Source organism: Streptomyces silvae, from assembly GCF_016745505.1.
Lineage (GTDB): Bacteria > Actinomycetota > Actinomycetes > Streptomycetales > Streptomycetaceae > Streptomyces > Streptomyces silvae.
Window position 1 is genome coordinate 109,962 of sequence record NZ_JAERUC010000016.1, and the last position, 17,116, is coordinate 127,077.

Below are 17,116 nucleotides of genomic sequence, written 5' to 3' on the forward strand. Positions count from 1 at the left end.
ACCGGTTCGGCAGACGGTGCGTCAACTGCTGGCGGCTTTACTCCAGTAGCCGGGAATGCCGGACTCTGTCAAGGATTTCCTGTATGCGTGCACTTCTTGCAACCTCGATCGGCGTCACCTGCGCGACGGCACTCACCCTCCCGCTCGCCGCGCCCGCTCCCGCCGCCCCCGCCCAGGCCCCGGTCGCGCAGGCGCCCGCGGCCGCTCCCGCCGAACCCGCGGGCTCGACCCAGTCACTGCCCCTGCGGCCGCTCACCGACGCGGTCCCGCGGTCCACCGGCAAACCCACCGAATCCCTGAATCCCTCGGCCGCACAAGGGCTGCTGCGGCGTGACTCGCACCGCTTCTCGCTCGTCGGCGTGGTCTGGGACGACGCCGACACCGAACTGCACGGCACCGTCCAGGTCCGCACCCGGGCCACCGGCACCACCAAGTGGTCGGGCTGGCAGTCCCTGGAGACCCACAACACCGACCACGCCGCCGACGCGGGCAGCCCCGAACGCGAGTCGGGCACCGTGCGCGGCTCCACCGCCCCCCTCTGGGTCGGCGACTCGGACGGCGTCGAGGTGCGCGTACGGTCCGAGACCGCGGGACCGCGGAGCGGCGCCCCCGACACCGCGCCCCTCCCCAAGGGCCTCCAGGTGGAGCTGGTCGACCCGGGCGACGACCCGGAGCCGGAAACCGCCGGGGCCACCCCGGCCACCGGCGCCCCGTCCGCCGTCACTCCCTCGGCGGGCACCGCGACCCCCGCGACGGCGACGCCCGCCTCGGCCGCCCAGCCCGGCGCGCTCCCGGAGGCCCCGGCCCTCAGCACGGCCGCCGCCGAGAGCTCTGCGGTCAACGCCGACCTGGCACCGCTCGGTGCCGCCGAGATCCCCGCCCTGAGCAAGGCCGAGTCGGAGGAGCAGGCGGTCGTCGCGGCGGGCGCCAAGCCGTTCGTGGGGCCGCGCCCGCGTATCGTCACCCGCAAGGGCTGGGGCGCCGACGAGAGCCTGCGTGAGCGCGCCTTCGCGTACACCTCGACGGTCAAGGCCGCGTTCATCCACCACAGCGCCACCGGCAACAACTACACCTGCGCCCAGGCGCCCTCCGTCCTGCGCAGTATCTACCGCTACCACGTCAAGAGCAGCGGCTGGCGCGACTTCGGCTACAACTTCGCCGTCGACAAGTGCGGGAACATCTACGAGGGGCGCGCCGGAGGCGTGACGAAGGCGGTCCTCGGCGCCCACACCCTCGGTTTCAACACGAACAGCATGGGCATCGCGGTACTCGGGACGTACAGCTCGAAGAACCCGCCCGCGGCGGCGGTCACCGCCATCGCCAAGCTCACCGCCTGGAAGCTCGGCCTGTTCGGCCGCAACCCCAAGGGCAAGGTCACGCTCGTCTCCGGCGGCAGCGGGAAGTACAAGAAGGGTGCGAAGGCCAAACTCAACGTCATCTCCGGGCACCGCGACGGGTTCGCAACCGAATGCCCCGGAATCCGTCTTTACAACAAGCTCGGCACGGCCCGGACCAGTTCGGCGAAGCTGCAGGGCCGCTGACCGGGAGGCTCCGAACGGTCTGCATACACTGGCCAGCCGAAACGAGGCCCGGCCCCAGCAGGAAGCAGAGACGGTGCTGTGACAGAGGCAAAAGAAGCGATCCTCCTGGTCGGTGGCAAGGGCACCCGGCTGCGCCCGCTCACGGTGCACACCCCGAAGCCGATGGTCCCGGCGGCGGGGGTGCCCTTCCTCACGCACCAGCTGGCGCGTGCCAGGGCGGCCGGGGTGGAGCACATCGTGCTCGCGACGTCCTACCTCGCGGAGGTGTTCGAACCGTATTTCGGTGACGGTTCGTCGCTCGGCCTCTCCATCGAGTACGTCACCGAGGACGAACCCCTCGGTACCGGCGGAGCCATCCGGAACGTGGCGTCCCGCCTGGCCTCGGGCCCGGACGAACCCGTCATCGTGTTCAACGGGGACATCCTCACCGGCCTCGACATCCGGGCCCTGGTCGGGGCGCACGCCACCTCGGGAGCGGACGTCTCGCTGCACCTCACCAGGGTGGAGGACCCGCGCGCCTTCGGTCTCGTGCCGACGGACGCCACCGGCAGGGTGACGGCCTTCCTGGAGAAGCCGCAGACCCCCGAGGAGATAGTCACCGACCAGATCAACGCGGGGGCGTACATCTTCCGCCGGTCGGTCATCGACACGATCCCGGCCGGCCGGCCGGTCTCCGTGGAGCGCGAGACCTTCCCCGGGCTGCTGGCCGACGGCGCGCATCTCCAGGGCATGGTGGACTCCACGTACTGGCTGGACCTCGGCACCCCGCAGGCGTTCGTCCGCGGCTCCGCCGACCTGGTCCTCGGCCGCGCCCCGTCGCCCGCGGTCCCCGGCCGCTGCGGCGACCGGCTCGTCCTGCCCACCGCCTCGGTGGCCGCCGACGCCAAGCTCACCGGCGGCACGGTCATCGGCGAGGGCGCGCTGATCGGCGAGGGCGCCAGGATCTCCGGCTCCACCGTGCTGGACGGCGCCGTCGTGGAGCCGGGCGCGGTGATCACCGACTCGCTGGTCGGAGCCGGTGCCAGGATCGGGGCCCGGTCCGTGCTCACGGGCGCGGTCATCGGCGACGGGGCCCGAGTGGGCGCCGACAACGAACTGCGGGACGGGATCCGCGTCTGGTGCGGCGCGGTCCTGCCGGACGCCTCGGTCCGCTTCTCCTCCGACCAGTGACCCGCGACCGGTGACCCGCGACCGGTGACCCGGTGCACCTGCGGCGCCGGAAAGGTCCCTGTCGGCCTTACCCTCGTTAGGCACCCCGACGACCGAGGACCTCACCCGTGGCAGGACGCTTCGTACCCCGCACCACCGCTGTGCCCCGGCAGGATCCGGGGACCGGTGCCGGTACCGGTCCGACGGATGGCCCGCCCCGGACCCGGACCTGGACCCCGCCGGGCCCGCTCGACCTCCGGCTGGTCCTGAGCCCGCTGCGGCGCGGCCCCGCGGACCCGGCCTACCGTGCGCTGCCCGACGGATCCTTCTGGCGGGCGACCCGCACCCCGGCGGGCCCCGGCACCCTGCGCGTCTCGGCGTCCTCCGGCGGCAGCGTCTCGGCGGCGGCCTGGGGGCCGGGCGCGCAGTGGCTCCTGGACGGGCTCCCGGCGCTGCTCGGCGCGGGCGACACCCCTGAGGACTTCCGCCCGCGCCACCGGCTGCTCGCCCTGACCCAGCGCAGCCGGCCCGGGCTGCGGCTGCTGCGCACCGGGCTGGTCATGGAGTCCCTGATCCCGTCGATCCTGGAACAGAAGGTCACGACCGACGAGGCCTACCGCGCCTGGCGGCTGCTGCTCCGCACCTACGGCACCCCCGCGCCCGGCCCCGCCGACGTGACGTTCGGCACGTACGGCCTGTACGTCATGCCCGACGCCAGGACCTGGTCGCTGATCCCGTCCTGGGAGTGGCACCGGGCGGGCGTGGACGCGAAACGCTCCGCCACGATCCTGCGCGCGGTCCGGGTGGCCCGGCGCATGGAGGAGGCGGCGGCCATGGAGCTCCCCGAGGCGACGGCCCGGCTCCAGCTGATCCCGGGCATCGGCCCCTGGACGGCGGCGGAGACCCTCCAGCGCTCGAACGGCGCGGCGGACGCGGTGACGGTCGGCGACCTCCACCTGCCGGGCATCGTCGGCCACGCCCTGGCGGACAACAGGAACGCCGACGACGAGGAGATGCTCGCGCTCCTCGCCCCGTACGAGGGCCAGCGCCACCGAGCGACCCGCCTGATCATGCTCTCGGGCCGCACCCCGGCCCGCCGGGCCCCCCGGATGACGCCCCGGAACATCGCCCGGCTGTGACCGGCGGCCGCGGGGCCCGCCTCAGCGCACCGCGATGAAGGCGCCCGCGTCCCGGGCGGGCCGCGGCGGAGGAGTCCCCTTCGGGTGTCCCACGGCCACCGCGCCCAGCGGGTCCCAGGACTCCGGCAGGTCCAGCACCTCACGGACCACGGACCGGCAGAACATCGTCGAGGACACCCACGCCGAACCGAGCCGCTCACCCGCGAGCGCCACCAGGAAGTTCTGCACGCCCGCACCGGCCGCGACCACGAACATCTCGCGCTCCGCGGTGTCCCGGCGCTCGTCCCCGTAGTGGTGCGAGCCGTCCATCACGAGGCACGGCACCGCCAGATACGGCGCGTTGCGCAGGACGTCGCCCCGCCGGACCCGCTTGGCGACCGACTCCTCGCTGCGGCCGTCGCGCCGCAGATCGGCGATCCACGCGTCCCGCATGGCGTCCAGCAGCCGGTGTCGCGACTCCTCCGACTCCAGCAGGACGAACCTCCACGGGGTGGTGTGGTGGGGAGCCGGAGCCGTCACGGCCGCCGCCACCGCCCGTCGTACGGCGCCGGGGTCGACCGGTTCGTCGGTGAACTCCCGCACCGTGCGCCGGAGGTTCAGCGCTTCCCGCACCGCCTCGGACGTACCCAGCCGGAACATGTCGTCGGCCGCGACCCGCACCATCGCGCGGGCGCCCTCGTCCCCGGACGCGTCCGCCACCACATGGGGGAGTCCGCGCACCACCGCGACCGGCAGCCCGGACGCCTTGCCCTTCACCAGGTCACCGGCCGAGGCCAGTTCGTCGGCGGTGGCCACGACGGTGGCGCTCAGCGGATTGCCGTACCCGTCGGTGCCGCCCCGCAGATCGTCCAGGACCCTGACCCCGGCCGCGCCGATCGCCACGTCGGTGAGGCCGTTGCGCCAAGGGCGGCCGAAGGTGTCGGTGACGACGACCCCGACCTCGACCCCGAGCGCGTCCCGCAGGCCGTCCCGGATCAGCCGGGCCGACGCGTCCGGTTCCTCGGGCAGCAGGAGCACCGTCCCGGCCGGGGTGTTCGAGGCGTCGACCCCGGCGGCGGCCATGACGAGCCCCTGCCGGTTCTCCACGATCCTGAGCGTCCCGCGCCGGGCGACCACGCGGACCGTCTCGGCGTCGATCGCCGCCTCCCGGTCGGTGGCCTCGACGATCCGGCCCTCGGCCTTGGAGACGATCTTCGAGGTGACCAGCAGGACGTCGCCGTCCACCAGGCCCGGCTCGGTGGCGGCGATCAGCTTCGCGAGGTCGTCGCCCTCCCGCACCTCGGGCATCCCGGGCAGCGCCCACACCCGGTAGGAGGGCGCGGCCCCGGCCGGCCCGCCGCTCATGCCCGTACCTCCTCGGCCAGCGCCAGGGCCTGCCGGGCCATCTCGGCGGTGGCGTCCACGTCCGTCATCATCAGCGGGACGGCGCGGCAGCGGATGCCCGCCGCCTCGATCTCGCCGACCGCTCCCTCGTCCACGCTGTCGACGAGCCAGCCGTCGAGCAGACCCGAACCGTAGTGCTGGGCGACGGCCGCGGCGGTGGACTCGACGCCCACGGCGGCCAGCACCTTGTCGGCCATGCCGCGCACGGGCGCGTCACCGACGATGGGGGAGAGCCCGACGACCGGGACCCCGGCCTCGGCGATCGCCTCCCGGATGCCGGGCACGGCAAGGATGGTGCCCACGGACACCACGGGGTTCGACGGCGGGAAGACGATGACGTCGGACTCGGCGATGGCCTCCAGCACGCCCGGTGCCGGCTTGGCCTGCTCCGCGCCCACCGGCACGACGGCCTGCGCGGGTACGGAGGCGCGCAGCTTCACCCAGTACTCCTGGAAGTGGACGGCCTTGCTCTCGCCGTCGACGTCCACCGCGACATGCGTCTCGACACGGTCGTCGGACATCGGGATCAGCCGGACCCCCGGCTTCCACCGGGCGCAGAGGGCCTCGGTGACCGCGCTCAGCGGGTAGCCCGCCGCGAGCATCTGCGTACGGACGATGTGGGTCGCGAAGTCACGGTCGCCGAGACCGAACCACTCGGGCCCCACCCCGTACGCCGCGAGCTCGTCCTTGACCCGGAAGCTCTCGTCGGTACGCCCCCAGCCCTGCTCCTCGTTGATGCCACCGCCGAGGGTGTACATCACGGTGTCGAGGTCGGGGCAGACCTTCAGTCCGAACAGATGGATGTCGTCGCCGGTGTTGCCGATCACCGTGATGTCCGCGTCGGGCGCGGCCTGTTTGAGGCCACGCAGGAAACGAGCACCACCGATACCGCCGGCCAGAACCACAATGCGCATGCCCAACAGTCTGTCAGGCGAAGCCTGATCATTGTGGGGGTGGTGGCGGGCGACGGGTGGGACTGTCAGGCGAAGCCTGATCGATGTGGGGGTGGTGGCGGGCGACGGGTGGGGCTGTCAGGCGAAGCCTGATCATTGTGGGGGTGGTCAGGCCGGGACGGCGTCCTCGGCGGCTGCGGCGCACTGTGTGGCGTGCATCGGCATGTCGGTCAGGCCGGGGAAGTAGATGTGCAGGCTGACGGCCGGCTCCAGGGAGTCGTTGACGACCTCGTGGACGTACCCCGGGGCGAAGACGCGCTGCGCACCCGCGTCCAGGGCCTGCGGCCCGCGCTCGGTGTGCTCGGTCAACTCGCCGTCCAGGACCGTGAGTACGCCGGAGGACAGGCCGTGGTCGTGGCGGCCGCTGCCCTGGCCGGGGACCCAGCTCAGCAGCCATACCTCGTAGCCCGGCCCCGTCTGGAGCCGGTGGTACCAGCGGGTCGTGGTGTCGTACCTGACGAGCGGCGCCCACCGGTCGCGGTCGGCGGCGATGGAGCGGGCGAGTCCGGCGAATCCGGCCACGGTGGAGGGGTGGGGGCTGGCCGGCTGGAGGAGGTGCTGGACCTCGAGGATGTCGCCGGCGATCGAAAGGTCGCTGTCGCTGTTCATGGGTGCGGTGGTTCCTCGGCATGTGGGTGCGCGTGCGGGGGGTCGCGGAGACCGGAATGCGATGAAACGAAGAGCTGGATCAGAGCTGGAGCGCTAGGGCTCAACAGCTGTGACAGCTGGAACAGCAACAGCGAGCCTGGACAGCCGTACGGAACCCACGAGTGTGGGTCGTGTACGTCACTGCGGTCGCATGCATGGTGTCAAGGAGACCGGGTGGGTCCGTCCCCTGTCAACTCAATGACCGATTTGGCGGCAATGTTTCACCCCATCCGGTTGCGCCGGATGGAGAAAGGTTTTGGCACCCACAACAGGGGCAAGGTGGCGCATCAACCGCGTCCGTAAACGCGGTTGAAAGTCCGTGACCCTACTGTGATCTTGGTCGCTTCGGTGATCAAATCGAAACATCGGTGCCGCCTCGCTCGTCTCACACGGTGAGAAACGCGGCTGGATGACGACGGTGGCATATGTCAGGTTTTTGGTGATTTGGACACTTAGCGCATACGCTTGGTTCCGCAGAGTGAATACCAAGGCCAATAGCAGATCTTCGCTTGACTGGCCCGAAGCTACACACTTGTAATTTCACTCGTGTCGTTCGGCCGCATCGATAACGGCCGCATCACGGGGACGCAAGAGACAGACGAGGGGCGCACATGACCGAGCTGTTCCAGCAACTGCTGGTCGAGGACGCGGACGAGGAGCTCGGCTGGCAGGAGCGCGCGCTGTGCGCCCAGACCGACCCCGAGTCCTTCTTTCCCGAGAAGGGCGGCTCCACCCGCGAGGCCAAGAAGGTCTGTCTCGCCTGCGAAGTCCGCTCCGAGTGCCTCGAGTACGCCCTCAACAACGACGAACGATTCGGGATCTGGGGCGGTCTCTCCGAGCGCGAGCGGCGCCGTCTGAAGAAGGCGGCCATCTGACGCCGCGCACCCGGACGCCGGGACGGCGATGGCCTGGGGGCCGCACCCTGTGACGCAGGGCGCGGCCCCCAGGCCATCGGCATGCCGGGCCGCCTCGGGTTCCCGCCGGTCAACCGCTCGGCGCGGGGCGGACATCCGTACCGTTAGTGTGGGGCCCCGTCCGAGAGACGCGCCAACGCCCCGCCGGGGCGCGCGTGTACACCGATGCAGCCCCCGGGGGGGATCCCCTCCGGACCCGGCCGGAGGGCCCGTACCCCGATGTCCGTGCACAGCCACTCGGCGGCGCCGAACGCGGCCGCCGCCGCCCCTGAGTTCCCCCGGCACGTCGTCACCGCCGTGCTCGTCTCGCACGACGGGGCACGCTGGCTGCCCCACGTGCTCGCCGGACTGCTGGGGCAGGAGCGCCCCGTACAGAACGTCGTCGCCGCCGACACCGGCAGCGCCGACGACTCCGCCCGCCTGGTCACCGAGGCGCTCGGCGGCGAGCGCGTCCTCCACCTGGCGCGGCGTACGAGCTTCGGCACCGCCGTCGAGGAGGCGACCCGCACGGCCGGCGTCCTCACCCCGGACGACCTGCCGTACCTGAAGCGCCCCAGCGGCTGGGACCCCGTCACCCGCAGCTGGCGCGACGACGCGTACGACCTGCCGGAGCTCCCGCACGGCGAACCCGTCCAGTGGCTCTGGCTGCTGCACGACGACAGCGCACCCGAGCCGGACGCGCTCGCCGAGATGCTCCGCGTCGTCGACAACGACAGGCACGCCGCGATCGTCGGACCCAAGCTGCGCGGCTGGTACGACCGCAAGCAGCTCCTCGAGGTCGGCGTCTCCATCGCCAACAGCGGGCGCCGCTGGACCGGCCTCGACCGCCGCGAGCAGGACCAGGGCCAGCACGACCAGGTCCGTACGGTGCTCTCCGTCTCCTCCGCCGGGATGCTGGTGCGCCGTGACGTCTGGGAGGAGCTCGGCGGCTTCGACCGCAGGCTCCCGCTGATGCGTGACGACGTCGACCTCTGCTGGCGCGCCCACATGGCAGGACACCGGGTGCTCATCGCCCCCGACGCCGTCCTGCGGCACGCGGAGGCCTCGGCCAGGGAACGCCGGCCGATCGACTGCGCCGGACGCTCCGTCGCCAGCCCGCACCGCGTCGACAAGGCCGGCGCCGTCTACACGATGCTCGTCAACGCCCGCGGCAAACAGCTGCCGTGGGCCCTGCTCCGCCTCGTCGTCGGCACCCTGCTGCGCACCCTCGCCTATCTCGTCGGCAAGGTGCCCGGGCAGGCGCTCGACGAGGTCGCCGGGCTCTTCGGCACCCTGCTGCGCCCCGGGCGGATCCTCGCCGCGCGCCGCGCGCGCAAGGGAGGGGCGGTGGACGCGGCCGAGCTGCGGTCGCTCTTCCCGCCGCCCGGTGCCACGGTCCGGGCCACCGTCGAACAGGTCGCGGGCAACTTCGGCAGCCGCACCGACTCCGACTCCGGCGGTTCACGGCACGGAGCGGTCGAGTCGGGCCCCGGCGGTGACGACGCGGACTTCCTGGAGATCGAGCAGTTCGCACGGCTCAAGAAGGTCGGCCGCAAGCCCGGCCCCGTGCTCTTCGCGCTCCTGCTCCTCGTCTCGCTGGTCGCCTGCCGTGGTCTGCTCGGCAGCGGTGCCCTCGCGGGCGGCGCCCTGCTGCCCGCCCCGGCCGACGTCTCCGACCTCTGGGGGCGTTACGCGGACGGCTGGCACCCCGTCGGCACCGGCGGGACGCAGTCGGCGCCCCCCTACCTCGGCGTGATCGCCGCCCTGTCGGCGCTGTTCCTCGGCTCCACGGGCTTCGCGCTGACCCTCCTGCTCGTCTGCTCGGTCCCGCTGGCCGGGCTCACCGCGTACTTCGCCTCCCGGCCGCTGATCGAGTCCCGGCTCCTGCGGGCCTGGGCGAGCGTCGCGTACGCCTTCCTGCCCGCCGCGACCGGGGCACTGGCCACCGGGCGGCTCGGCACGGCCGTCCTGGCCGTCCTGCTCCCGCTGATCGCCCGCGCGGCCGTCGCCGCGCACGGGCTGCGGGGGGACGGCTCCACCGCACGCGGCAGCTGGCGCGCCACCTGGGCGTACACCCTGCTGCTCACCTTCACGATGGCCTTCACGCCGATCGTCTGGCCGCTCGCGGTGGTCCTCGGCATCGGGGTGCTCGTGCTGCGGCGGGGCGACATCGCCGCGTACGGACTGCGCTTCCTGGCCACGGCCGGAACGCCGATCCTGGTCCTCGCCCCCTGGTCGCTGTCCCTGCTGACCAGTCCGTCGGACTTCCTGAAGGAGGCCGGGCTCGACATCGGCGCGGGCACGGCGTCCGCCCTCGACCTGCTCGGCATCAGCCCCGGTGGCCCCAAGGCGGCGGGCGGTGTCCTGCTGCTGGGCATCGTGCTGGCCGCGCTGGCGGCGCTGCTGCGCGGGGAGCGGCAGTTCGCGATCCGCACCGCCTGGGCCGTCGCGCTGGTCTCGCTGGTCTTCGCCGCGCTCTCCAACGGCTCCACCTGGGCGGGACCGGCCACCCTGGTCTACGGCATCGCGCTGCTCGCCGCCGCGCTGCTCGGCGCGGACGGTGCCCGGGTCCGGGTCGCCGCGCTGAGCTTCGGCTGGCGTCAGCCGGTCGCCGCGCTGATCGCCCTGGCTGCCGGGCTCGCCCCGGTGCTGGCCGCGGCGGGCTGGATGATCGGCGGCGCGGCCGGTCCGGTGGAGCGCCGCGACCCCGTGCAGGTGCCCGCCTTCGTCGCGGAGGAGAGCAGCACCCGCGACCAGGCGCGCACGCTGGTGCTCGGGGGCACGTCCCCCGCCGCCGTCTCGTACAGCCTGGTGCGCGGTTCGGGCGCCCGTCTGGGCGATGCCGAGCTCACCGAGGCCGGGGGCAGCAACGCCCAGCTCGACAAGGTCGTCGCCAACCTGGTCGCGGGCTCCGGCGCCGACCAGGGCAGTCAGCTCAGCGGCTTCGCGATCCGTTACGTCCTCGTACGGGACGGGGCGCCCCGCGAGATGAGCCGGGTGCTGGACTCGACCCCGGGCCTGAGCCGGCTCAGCCAGCTGGACGGCAGCGCCCTGTGGCGGGTCGACCGGCAGGTCTCCCGGGTCGCGATCATCCCCGCCGGAGCGGGCGCCCTGCCCGTGCCCGTCGGGTCGTCGGCCGTCGAGGCGCACAGCAAGATCCCCGAGGGCGACTCCGGCCGGGTTCTGCGGATCGCCGACACGGCCGACCCGGGCTGGCAGGCCACGCTGAACGGCCGGGCGCTGACGCCGAAGACCCTGGACGGCTGGGCGCAGGGCTTCGAGCTGCCCACCGAGGGCGGCACGCTCGACCTCACGTACGACGCACCCGTCACCCACACCGCCTGGGTCTGGACGCAGGTGGCGCTCGGCGTCGTCCTGGTGGTGATGGCCCTGCCGGGCCGCCGCCGGGAGATCGACGACGACCTGCCCGAGGAGACCGAGGCCGTCGCGGCCGAGCCGGTCGCCGGGGAGGGCCGCAGGGCCCGCAGGCTGCGCGCCGCGGCCCAGGCGGAGGCGGCCGCGTCGGGCGACGACGCGGGGGCTTACGCCGGGGACGGCACGGACGCCGCGAACGGGTACGCCGAGGCGGCCCAGGGCGTTCCGGAGCAGGCGCCGGGGGAGTACATCCCGGCACAGCAGAACGCCGACCCGTACGCGGTCCAGGGCGACCAGGACGGCACGGGCACGTACGGGGTGGTCCAGGGCGATCAGGACGGCACAGGCACGTACGGGGTGATCCCGTCGGACCAGGACGGCACGGGTACGTACGCCGCTGTCCCGGACGCGCAGGACGGCACCGGCACCTACGCGGCCGTTCCGCAGCAGCAGTACGGGGAGTGGGACGCGCAGCAGTACCAGGGCGCCGACTACGGCCATTACCAGGGCGGGCAGGACGCGCAGCAGTACCAGGGCGGGCAGGACGCCGGCCAGTACTACCAGGCCGATCCCTACCAGCAGCAGGACCCGTACCAGCAGCAGGGCGCCTACGACCCGTACGGCTACGCCCAGCAGCAGCCCTACGCCACCGGGACCGGCGAAGCCGCCCCGTACGACGGGCACGACGGGCACGACGAGAACGCGACCCCGGGCCAGGACCCGTGGCCGCACGGCAACGGCAACGGCAACGCATCGCGAGGCGAGTCCGAGTGAAGTCCACCCCCCTGTCCCTCATCGCGGGCGTCGTCGCCCTCGCCGCCGTCACCGGATTCGCCGCGCTCACCGTGCCCGGCGACGACGGTGCGACGGAGGCGAAGGCCGCCGCCCGGCTGCCCGTCGAGCGTTCCAGCCTGCTCTGCCCGGCGCCGAGCACCTCCGATCTGGCGGAGACGACGTACACGTCCTTCACCCCGGCGGCGAAGGACGGGCCGAAGGACGGCACCGCCGAGCTCAAGGCGGCCGAGGCCCTGCCCGCGGACGAGGACGAGCCGGCCGACGGCAAGACCGGCGACGCCGACGACAAGGCCGACGCCGACGACAAGGCCGACGCCGACGACAAGAAGAAGACCGACGCCGACGACAAGGAGAAGGCGGCGGACTCCAAGCCCGTCGTCTCCCTCAAGGACCTCGGCAAGCCGGTCACCGCCGAGACCTCCAAGTCCGGAGCCCCCGCGCTCGTCGGCACCGCCACCGACAGGTTCGCCCCCGGCTGGACCACCCAGCAGACCACCACGGCCGCCGCGGGCGGGGCCCGGGGACTGCTCGGCGTCAGCTGCACCGCCCCGGACACGGACTTCTGGTTCCCGGGCGCGAGCACCGGGGCCTCCCGCCAGGACTACGTCCACCTCACCAACCCCGACGACACCGCCGCCGTCGCCGACATCGAGCTGTACGGCGCCGAGGGCCCCCTCAAGTCCGACGTCGGGGAGGGCATCACCGTCCCGGCGAGGTCGAGCGTCCCGCTGCTGATCTCGACCCTGACCGGCGAGGCCGCCGAGAACGTCACCGTCCACGTCACCACCCGGTCGGGGCGCGTCGGCGCGGTCGTGAGCGCCGCCGAGGACGAGGTGGGCAGCGACTGGCTGGCCGCGTCCGCGGACCCGGCGGGCACCCAGATCCTGCCCGGGATCCCGGCCGACGCCACCTCCGTACGGCTGGTGGCGTTCGCGCCCGGGGAGGACGACGCCGATGTGAAGGTGCAGCTGCTCGGCAAGAACGGGACGTTCTCGCCGGCCGGGAACGACACCCTGCACATCAAGTCGCAGATGACCGCGAGCGTCGACCTCAAGAACGTCACCCGCGGGGAGCCCGGCTCGCTCCGGCTGACCCCCACCGACGGCAGCAGCACCCCGGTGGTCGCCGCGCTGCGTGTGGTGCGCGGCACCGGGGCCAAGCAGGAGGTCGCGTTCATCCCGGCGACCGGGCCCGTGGGCGAACGGGCGACCGTCGCCGACAACCGTGCCAAGGGGGCGGTGCTCTCCCTGACCGCCCCGGGGAAGACGGCCAAGGTCAAGGTCACGGCGTCGGCGGGCAGCGAGGGCGGTGAGGCGGCCGTGAAGACGTACACGGTCAAGGGCGGCACGACGCTGGAGGTCACCCCCGAGGCCCCGGCCGGCCTCAAGGGCGGCTACGCCCTGACGGTGGAGACCGAGTCGGGCGGCCCGGTGCACGCCGCCCGTACGCTCACGATCCCCGAGGGCGGCATCGGCATGTTCACCGTGCAGACGCTGCAGGACGACGGGGGCACGGTCGAGGTTCCCGAGGCGGAGCAGGACCTGTCGGTCCTGGACGACTGAGGGCGCGGGCCGCTCAGTCCTGCCCGTAGCGCGGGTCGACCGACTCGGGCGCGAGGCCGAGCAGCTCCGCGACCTGCTCCACGACGACCTCGTGCACCAGCAGGGCGCGCTCGTCGCGGCTCTTGGTGCGGATCTCGACGGGGCGGCGGTAGACCACGATCTGGGCGGGCCGCCCCTTCGCGGCGGAGAGCGCGCGCCCCAGCGGCACGGTCTCCTCCAGCGAGCCCGGCACGTCGAGGACCGTGAAATCGACGTCCGCCAGCTGCGGCCAGCGCCGCTCCAGCCGCTCCACCGAGTCCTGGACGAGATCCCGGAAGCTCTCGGCCCTGCTGAGGGACAGCGGCACCTGCGGCGGGGCGACCGGCCCGCGCATGCCGCGGCCATGGCGGTCGCGGCGACGGGGCCGGGGCTCGGACGGGAGGGGCGGTACGGGACTGTCCATCACCGACGCAGCGTAACTCTCCTCGGGCCGGGGCGATCACGGCTTCTCCACCGGTCCGTCATGTGTCCCAAGATGAACATTCCGGCCAGGATCGCGTGCGATTCCGGTCCTCGATCCGATCACGGACGTTCGGTCGAACGGCCGATCGTGTCCGCCCTGGGACCCCGGCCCGCCCCGCGCGCACCGGCCCTGGAGGGGCTGCCGCGCAGGTCGGAACGGCTGTGCCGGACCCGCTGCGGGCCCGGTTCGCGGGGCGACACGACGGGGTGAGCTGAGGGAGAGTCGTCGCAGCCCGCTCAAGAGTGCGGTACCGTCCAACATCGTGAGCCCTGTACGTCGCTGTTCGCGAACCGCGTGCGGCCGTCCCGCCGTCGCGACACTGACGTACGTCTATGCCGACTCGACCGCGGTCCTCGGCCCGCTCGCCACCTATGCCGAGCCCCACTGCTACGACCTCTGCGCCGAGCACGGCGAGCGGCTCACCGCGCCGCGCGGCTGGGAAGTCGTCCGGCTCTCCGACCCCTCGGCCCCCACCCGCCCCAGCGGTGACGATCTCGAAGCGCTCGCCAACGCCGTGCGCGAGGCGGCCAGGCCCCAGGACCGGCAGCAGGGCGGCCGGGGCCCCCGGGCGGCGGACCCGGTGGAGGTCGCGCGTCGCGGTCATCTCCGGGTGCTGCGCTCCCCGGACTCCTGACGCTTCGTCGGTTCCGCCCCGGTCCTCCCCTTGTCCTCCCCGGGCCTCCTCCTGTCCTCCCCGGGCCTTTCACCGGTCCGCGCTCCCAAGAACTTTTCCGGTACGGAGCATTGACGCTGGCTTGTCGCGGACACGACCATTCCCCCACCCGTGAGAGATCGCTTCCGCATCACGGAATCCGGGGAGGCCTGTGTGTTTGTCCAGCAACTCGAACCTGTAGCCGATTCGCTCGGTCTGTCCGCTCTTGTCGCATCCCTGCCGCTGGTGACCGTGCTGGTGCTGCTCGGCGCCGTCCGTATGAAGGCCCACCTCGCCGGACTCATCGGGCTCGCCGTCGCCGTGCTCGTCGGCTGGCTGGCCTTCGGCATGCCCGTCGGCCAGACCCTGTCCGCGGGGGCGCAGGGCGTCCTCTTCGGGCTCTTCCCCATCATGTGGATCGTCGTCAACGCCCTCTGGGTGTACCGGATGACGGTGCGCACCCAACACTTCGACATCCTGCGGCGCTCCTTCGGCCGTGTCTCCGACGACCCCCGCATCCAGGCGCTGGTCATCGCCTTCTGCTTCGGCGCGCTCCTGGAGGCGCTCGCCGGCTTCGGCGCCCCCGTCGCGATCTGCTCCGTCATGCTCGTCGCGCTCGGCTTCGACCCCGTGAAGGCCGCCGTCGTCTCCCTGGTGGCCAACACCGCGCCGGTCGCCTTCGGCGCCATGGGCACACCCGTGGTGACGCTCGCCCAGGTCACCGGCCTCCCGCTGGACGACGTCGCCACCGTCGTCGGCCGCCAGACCCCGCTGCTCGCGCTCGTCGTCCCGCTGATCCTGGTCTTCCTGGTCGACGGCAGGCGGGGGCTGCGGGAGACCTGGATGCCCGCACTCGTCTGCGGAGTGGCCTTCGCCGTCGCGCAGTTCGCCGCGTCCAACTTCGTCTCCGCGCAGCTCGCCGACATCGCGGCGGCGCTGGTGGGCGCGGGCGCGCTGATCGCCCTGCCCGGCGCCCGCAGGCCCGCCGACGAGCCCGTACGCGCGGCCGTGCTGACGGGCGTGCGCAGCGAGGACCTCGACGTGGAGGACCCGCGCCGCGAGGTGCTGCGCGCCTACGCCCCGTACGCCCTGATCGTCGCGGTGTTCTCCCTCGCCCAGATCCCGCCCGTCAAGCGGCTGCTGGCCGAGGCGACGCGCGTCTTCGACTGGCCGTTCCTCGACGTCGCGGGGCCCGACGGCGAGCCGGTGGGCGCCAACGTGTTCTCCCTCCCGCTCCTCGGCACCGGCGGCACGCTCGTCCTGTTCGCGGGCCTCATCACGGCGTTCGTCATCGGCGTACGGGCGGGGGCCGCGGCGCGGGAGTGGGCGGCCACCGTGCACGAACTGCGGTACGCGATCCTCACCGTGACGTCCGTGCTCGCCCTCGCCTACGTCATGAACCTCTCCGGACAGGCCGCCACCATCGGCCAGTCCGTCGCCGCGGCGGGTGCCGGACTCGCCTTCCTCTCGCCGGTGCTCGGCTGGTTCGGCGTCGCCGTCTCCGGGTCCGACACCTCGGCCAACGCCCTCTTCGGCGCGCTCCAGGTGTCCGCCGCACGGGAGTCCGGCCTCTCGCCCGTGCTCCTGGCCGCCGCCAACAGCTCCGGGGGAGTGCTGGGCAAGATGATCTCTCCGCAGAACCTGACGATCGCCTGCGCGGCCGTCGGGCTCGCCGGACGCGAGGGCGATCTGCTGCGCAAGGTCCTGCCGTGGAGCCTCGGCCTGCTGCTGGTGATGTGCCTGATCGTGATGGCGCAGAGCACGGTGGTGCTGGGCTGGATGCTCCCCTGACGGGCGGCCCGGGGGCGGCGGGTAGTTTGGGCGGTCCGTAAAGATCCCAGGAGGACCGGCCGTGGTTGCTGACCTGTCGCAGCTCGTGAAGGCGTACGACGTGCGCGGAGTCGTGCCCGACCAGTGGGACGAGCCGCTCGCCGAACTGTTCGGCGCCGCCTTCGTCCAGGTCACCGACGCGGACGCGATCGTCATCGGCCACGACATGCGGCCGTCCTCGCCCGGCCTGGCCGCCGCCTTCGCCCGCGGAGCGACGGCACGCGGCGCCGACGTGACCCTCATCGGGCTCTGCTCGACGGACCAGCTGTACTACGCCTCCGGGGCGCTGGACCTGCCCGGGGCGATGTTCACGGCCTCGCACAACCCGGCGCGGTACAACGGCATCAAGCTGTGCCGCGCCGGGGCCGCGCCCGTGGGCCAGGACACCGGCCTGACCGAGATCCGCACGCTGGTCGAGCAGTGGTCGGAGCAGGGCCTCCCCGCCGGGGACGCCACCACGCCGGGCACGGTCACCGAGCGCGACACCCTCACCGACTACGCCGCGCACCTCCTGGGCCTCGTCGACCTCACGGCGATCCGGCCGCTCAAGGTCGTCGTGGACGCCGGCAACGGCATGGGCGGCCACACCGTCCCCACCGTCTTCGCGGGCCTGCCCCTCGATCTCGTACCCATGTATTTCGAGCTCGACGGCACCTTCCCGAACCACGAGGCCAACCCGCTCGACCCGAAGAAC

At 73.1% G+C, this 17,116-nt stretch carries 13 protein-coding genes; 9 read left to right on the top strand and 4 right to left on the bottom strand.

Going from position 1 to position 17,116, the window contains the following annotated elements; translation table 11 throughout:
• Nucleotides 1-83 precede the first annotated feature (83 nt).
• The 3 genes from JKV81_RS02855 (at nucleotide 84) to JKV81_RS02865 (ending at nucleotide 3,829) form a co-directional block, all read left to right on the top strand.
• Nucleotides 84-1,541, top strand: a complete 1,458-nt coding sequence (locus JKV81_RS02855; RefSeq protein ID WP_129263760.1) for an N-acetylmuramoyl-L-alanine amidase — start codon at nucleotides 84-86, stop codon at nucleotides 1,539-1,541.
• Between the two features lie 78 nt (nucleotides 1,542-1,619).
• On the top strand, nucleotides 1,620-2,711 hold the full coding sequence (gene manB, locus JKV81_RS02860; protein ID WP_099177222.1) for a mannose-1-phosphate guanylyltransferase: 1,092 nt from the start codon (nucleotides 1,620-1,622) through the stop codon (nucleotides 2,709-2,711).
• Between the two features lie 107 nt (nucleotides 2,712-2,818).
• Complete coding sequence (locus JKV81_RS02865; protein ID WP_129263758.1) at nucleotides 2,819-3,829, top strand: DNA-3-methyladenine glycosylase family protein; 1,011 nt, start codon at nucleotides 2,819-2,821, stop codon at nucleotides 3,827-3,829.
• 21 nt (nucleotides 3,830-3,850) lie between these two features.
• Here JKV81_RS02865 and JKV81_RS02870 read toward each other — a convergent pair whose 3' ends face one another.
• The 3 genes from JKV81_RS02870 to JKV81_RS02880 all read right to left on the bottom strand — a co-directional run bounded on the left by JKV81_RS02870 (nucleotide 3,851) and on the right by JKV81_RS02880 (nucleotide 6,774).
• The gene (locus JKV81_RS02870; RefSeq protein ID WP_202074842.1) at nucleotides 3,851-5,173 is read right to left on the bottom strand and encodes a coenzyme F420-0:L-glutamate ligase; all 1,323 of its coding nucleotides are present in this window, start codon (nucleotides 5,171-5,173) and stop codon (nucleotides 3,851-3,853) included.
• The gene (cofD, locus tag JKV81_RS02875) at nucleotides 5,170-6,126 is read right to left on the bottom strand and encodes a 2-phospho-L-lactate transferase (RefSeq protein WP_099177219.1); all 957 of its coding nucleotides are present in this window, start codon (nucleotides 6,124-6,126) and stop codon (nucleotides 5,170-5,172) included. Before cofD ends, JKV81_RS02870 begins: the two co-directional genes overlap by 4 nt.
• 147 nt (nucleotides 6,127-6,273) lie before the next feature.
• Nucleotides 6,274-6,774, bottom strand: coding sequence for a cysteine dioxygenase (locus JKV81_RS02880; RefSeq protein ID WP_202074843.1), 501 nt, complete (start codon nucleotides 6,772-6,774; stop codon nucleotides 6,274-6,276).
• 650 nt (nucleotides 6,775-7,424) lie between these two features.
• Between JKV81_RS02880 and JKV81_RS02885 the strand changes: the two genes are divergently transcribed.
• From JKV81_RS02885 to JKV81_RS02895, 3 genes are all read left to right on the top strand, one after another.
• Entirely contained in the window at nucleotides 7,425-7,688 is a 264-nt protein-coding gene (locus JKV81_RS02885; protein WP_031093859.1) for a WhiB family transcriptional regulator, read from the top strand.
• Nucleotides 7,689-7,946: 258 nt separating this feature from the next.
• Nucleotides 7,947-11,855 (top strand): glycosyltransferase family 2 protein, encoded by a 3,909-nt coding sequence (locus tag JKV81_RS02890; RefSeq protein WP_202074844.1) that lies wholly within the window; start codon nucleotides 7,947-7,949, stop codon nucleotides 11,853-11,855.
• The gene (locus JKV81_RS02895) at nucleotides 11,852-13,438 is read left to right on the top strand and encodes a DUF5719 family protein (RefSeq protein WP_202074845.1); all 1,587 of its coding nucleotides are present in this window, start codon (nucleotides 11,852-11,854) and stop codon (nucleotides 13,436-13,438) included. The genes JKV81_RS02890 and JKV81_RS02895 overlap by 4 nt, the downstream gene beginning before the upstream one ends.
• A 13-nt stretch (nucleotides 13,439-13,451) precedes the next feature.
• Here JKV81_RS02895 and JKV81_RS02900 read toward each other — a convergent pair whose 3' ends face one another.
• Nucleotides 13,452-13,880: a metallopeptidase family protein gene (locus JKV81_RS02900; RefSeq protein ID WP_129263748.1), complete on the bottom strand. Its 429-nt coding sequence runs from the start codon at nucleotides 13,878-13,880 to the stop codon at nucleotides 13,452-13,454.
• A gap of 322 nt (nucleotides 13,881-14,202) precedes the next feature.
• Between JKV81_RS02900 and JKV81_RS02905 the strand changes: the two genes are divergently transcribed.
• The 3 genes from JKV81_RS02905 to JKV81_RS02915 form a co-directional block, all read left to right on the top strand.
• A complete protein-coding gene (locus JKV81_RS02905) occupies nucleotides 14,203-14,574 on the top strand; it encodes a DUF3499 domain-containing protein (protein WP_053929176.1) in 372 nt (123 codons plus the stop codon).
• 192 nt (nucleotides 14,575-14,766) lie between these two features.
• Complete coding sequence (locus JKV81_RS02910) at nucleotides 14,767-16,383, top strand: L-lactate permease (protein WP_129263746.1); 1,617 nt, start codon at nucleotides 14,767-14,769, stop codon at nucleotides 16,381-16,383.
• A gap of 61 nt (nucleotides 16,384-16,444) precedes the next feature.
• The coding region (locus JKV81_RS02915; protein WP_505016563.1) for a phosphohexomutase domain-containing protein at nucleotides 16,445-17,116 on the top strand (672 nt) is incomplete at its 3' end.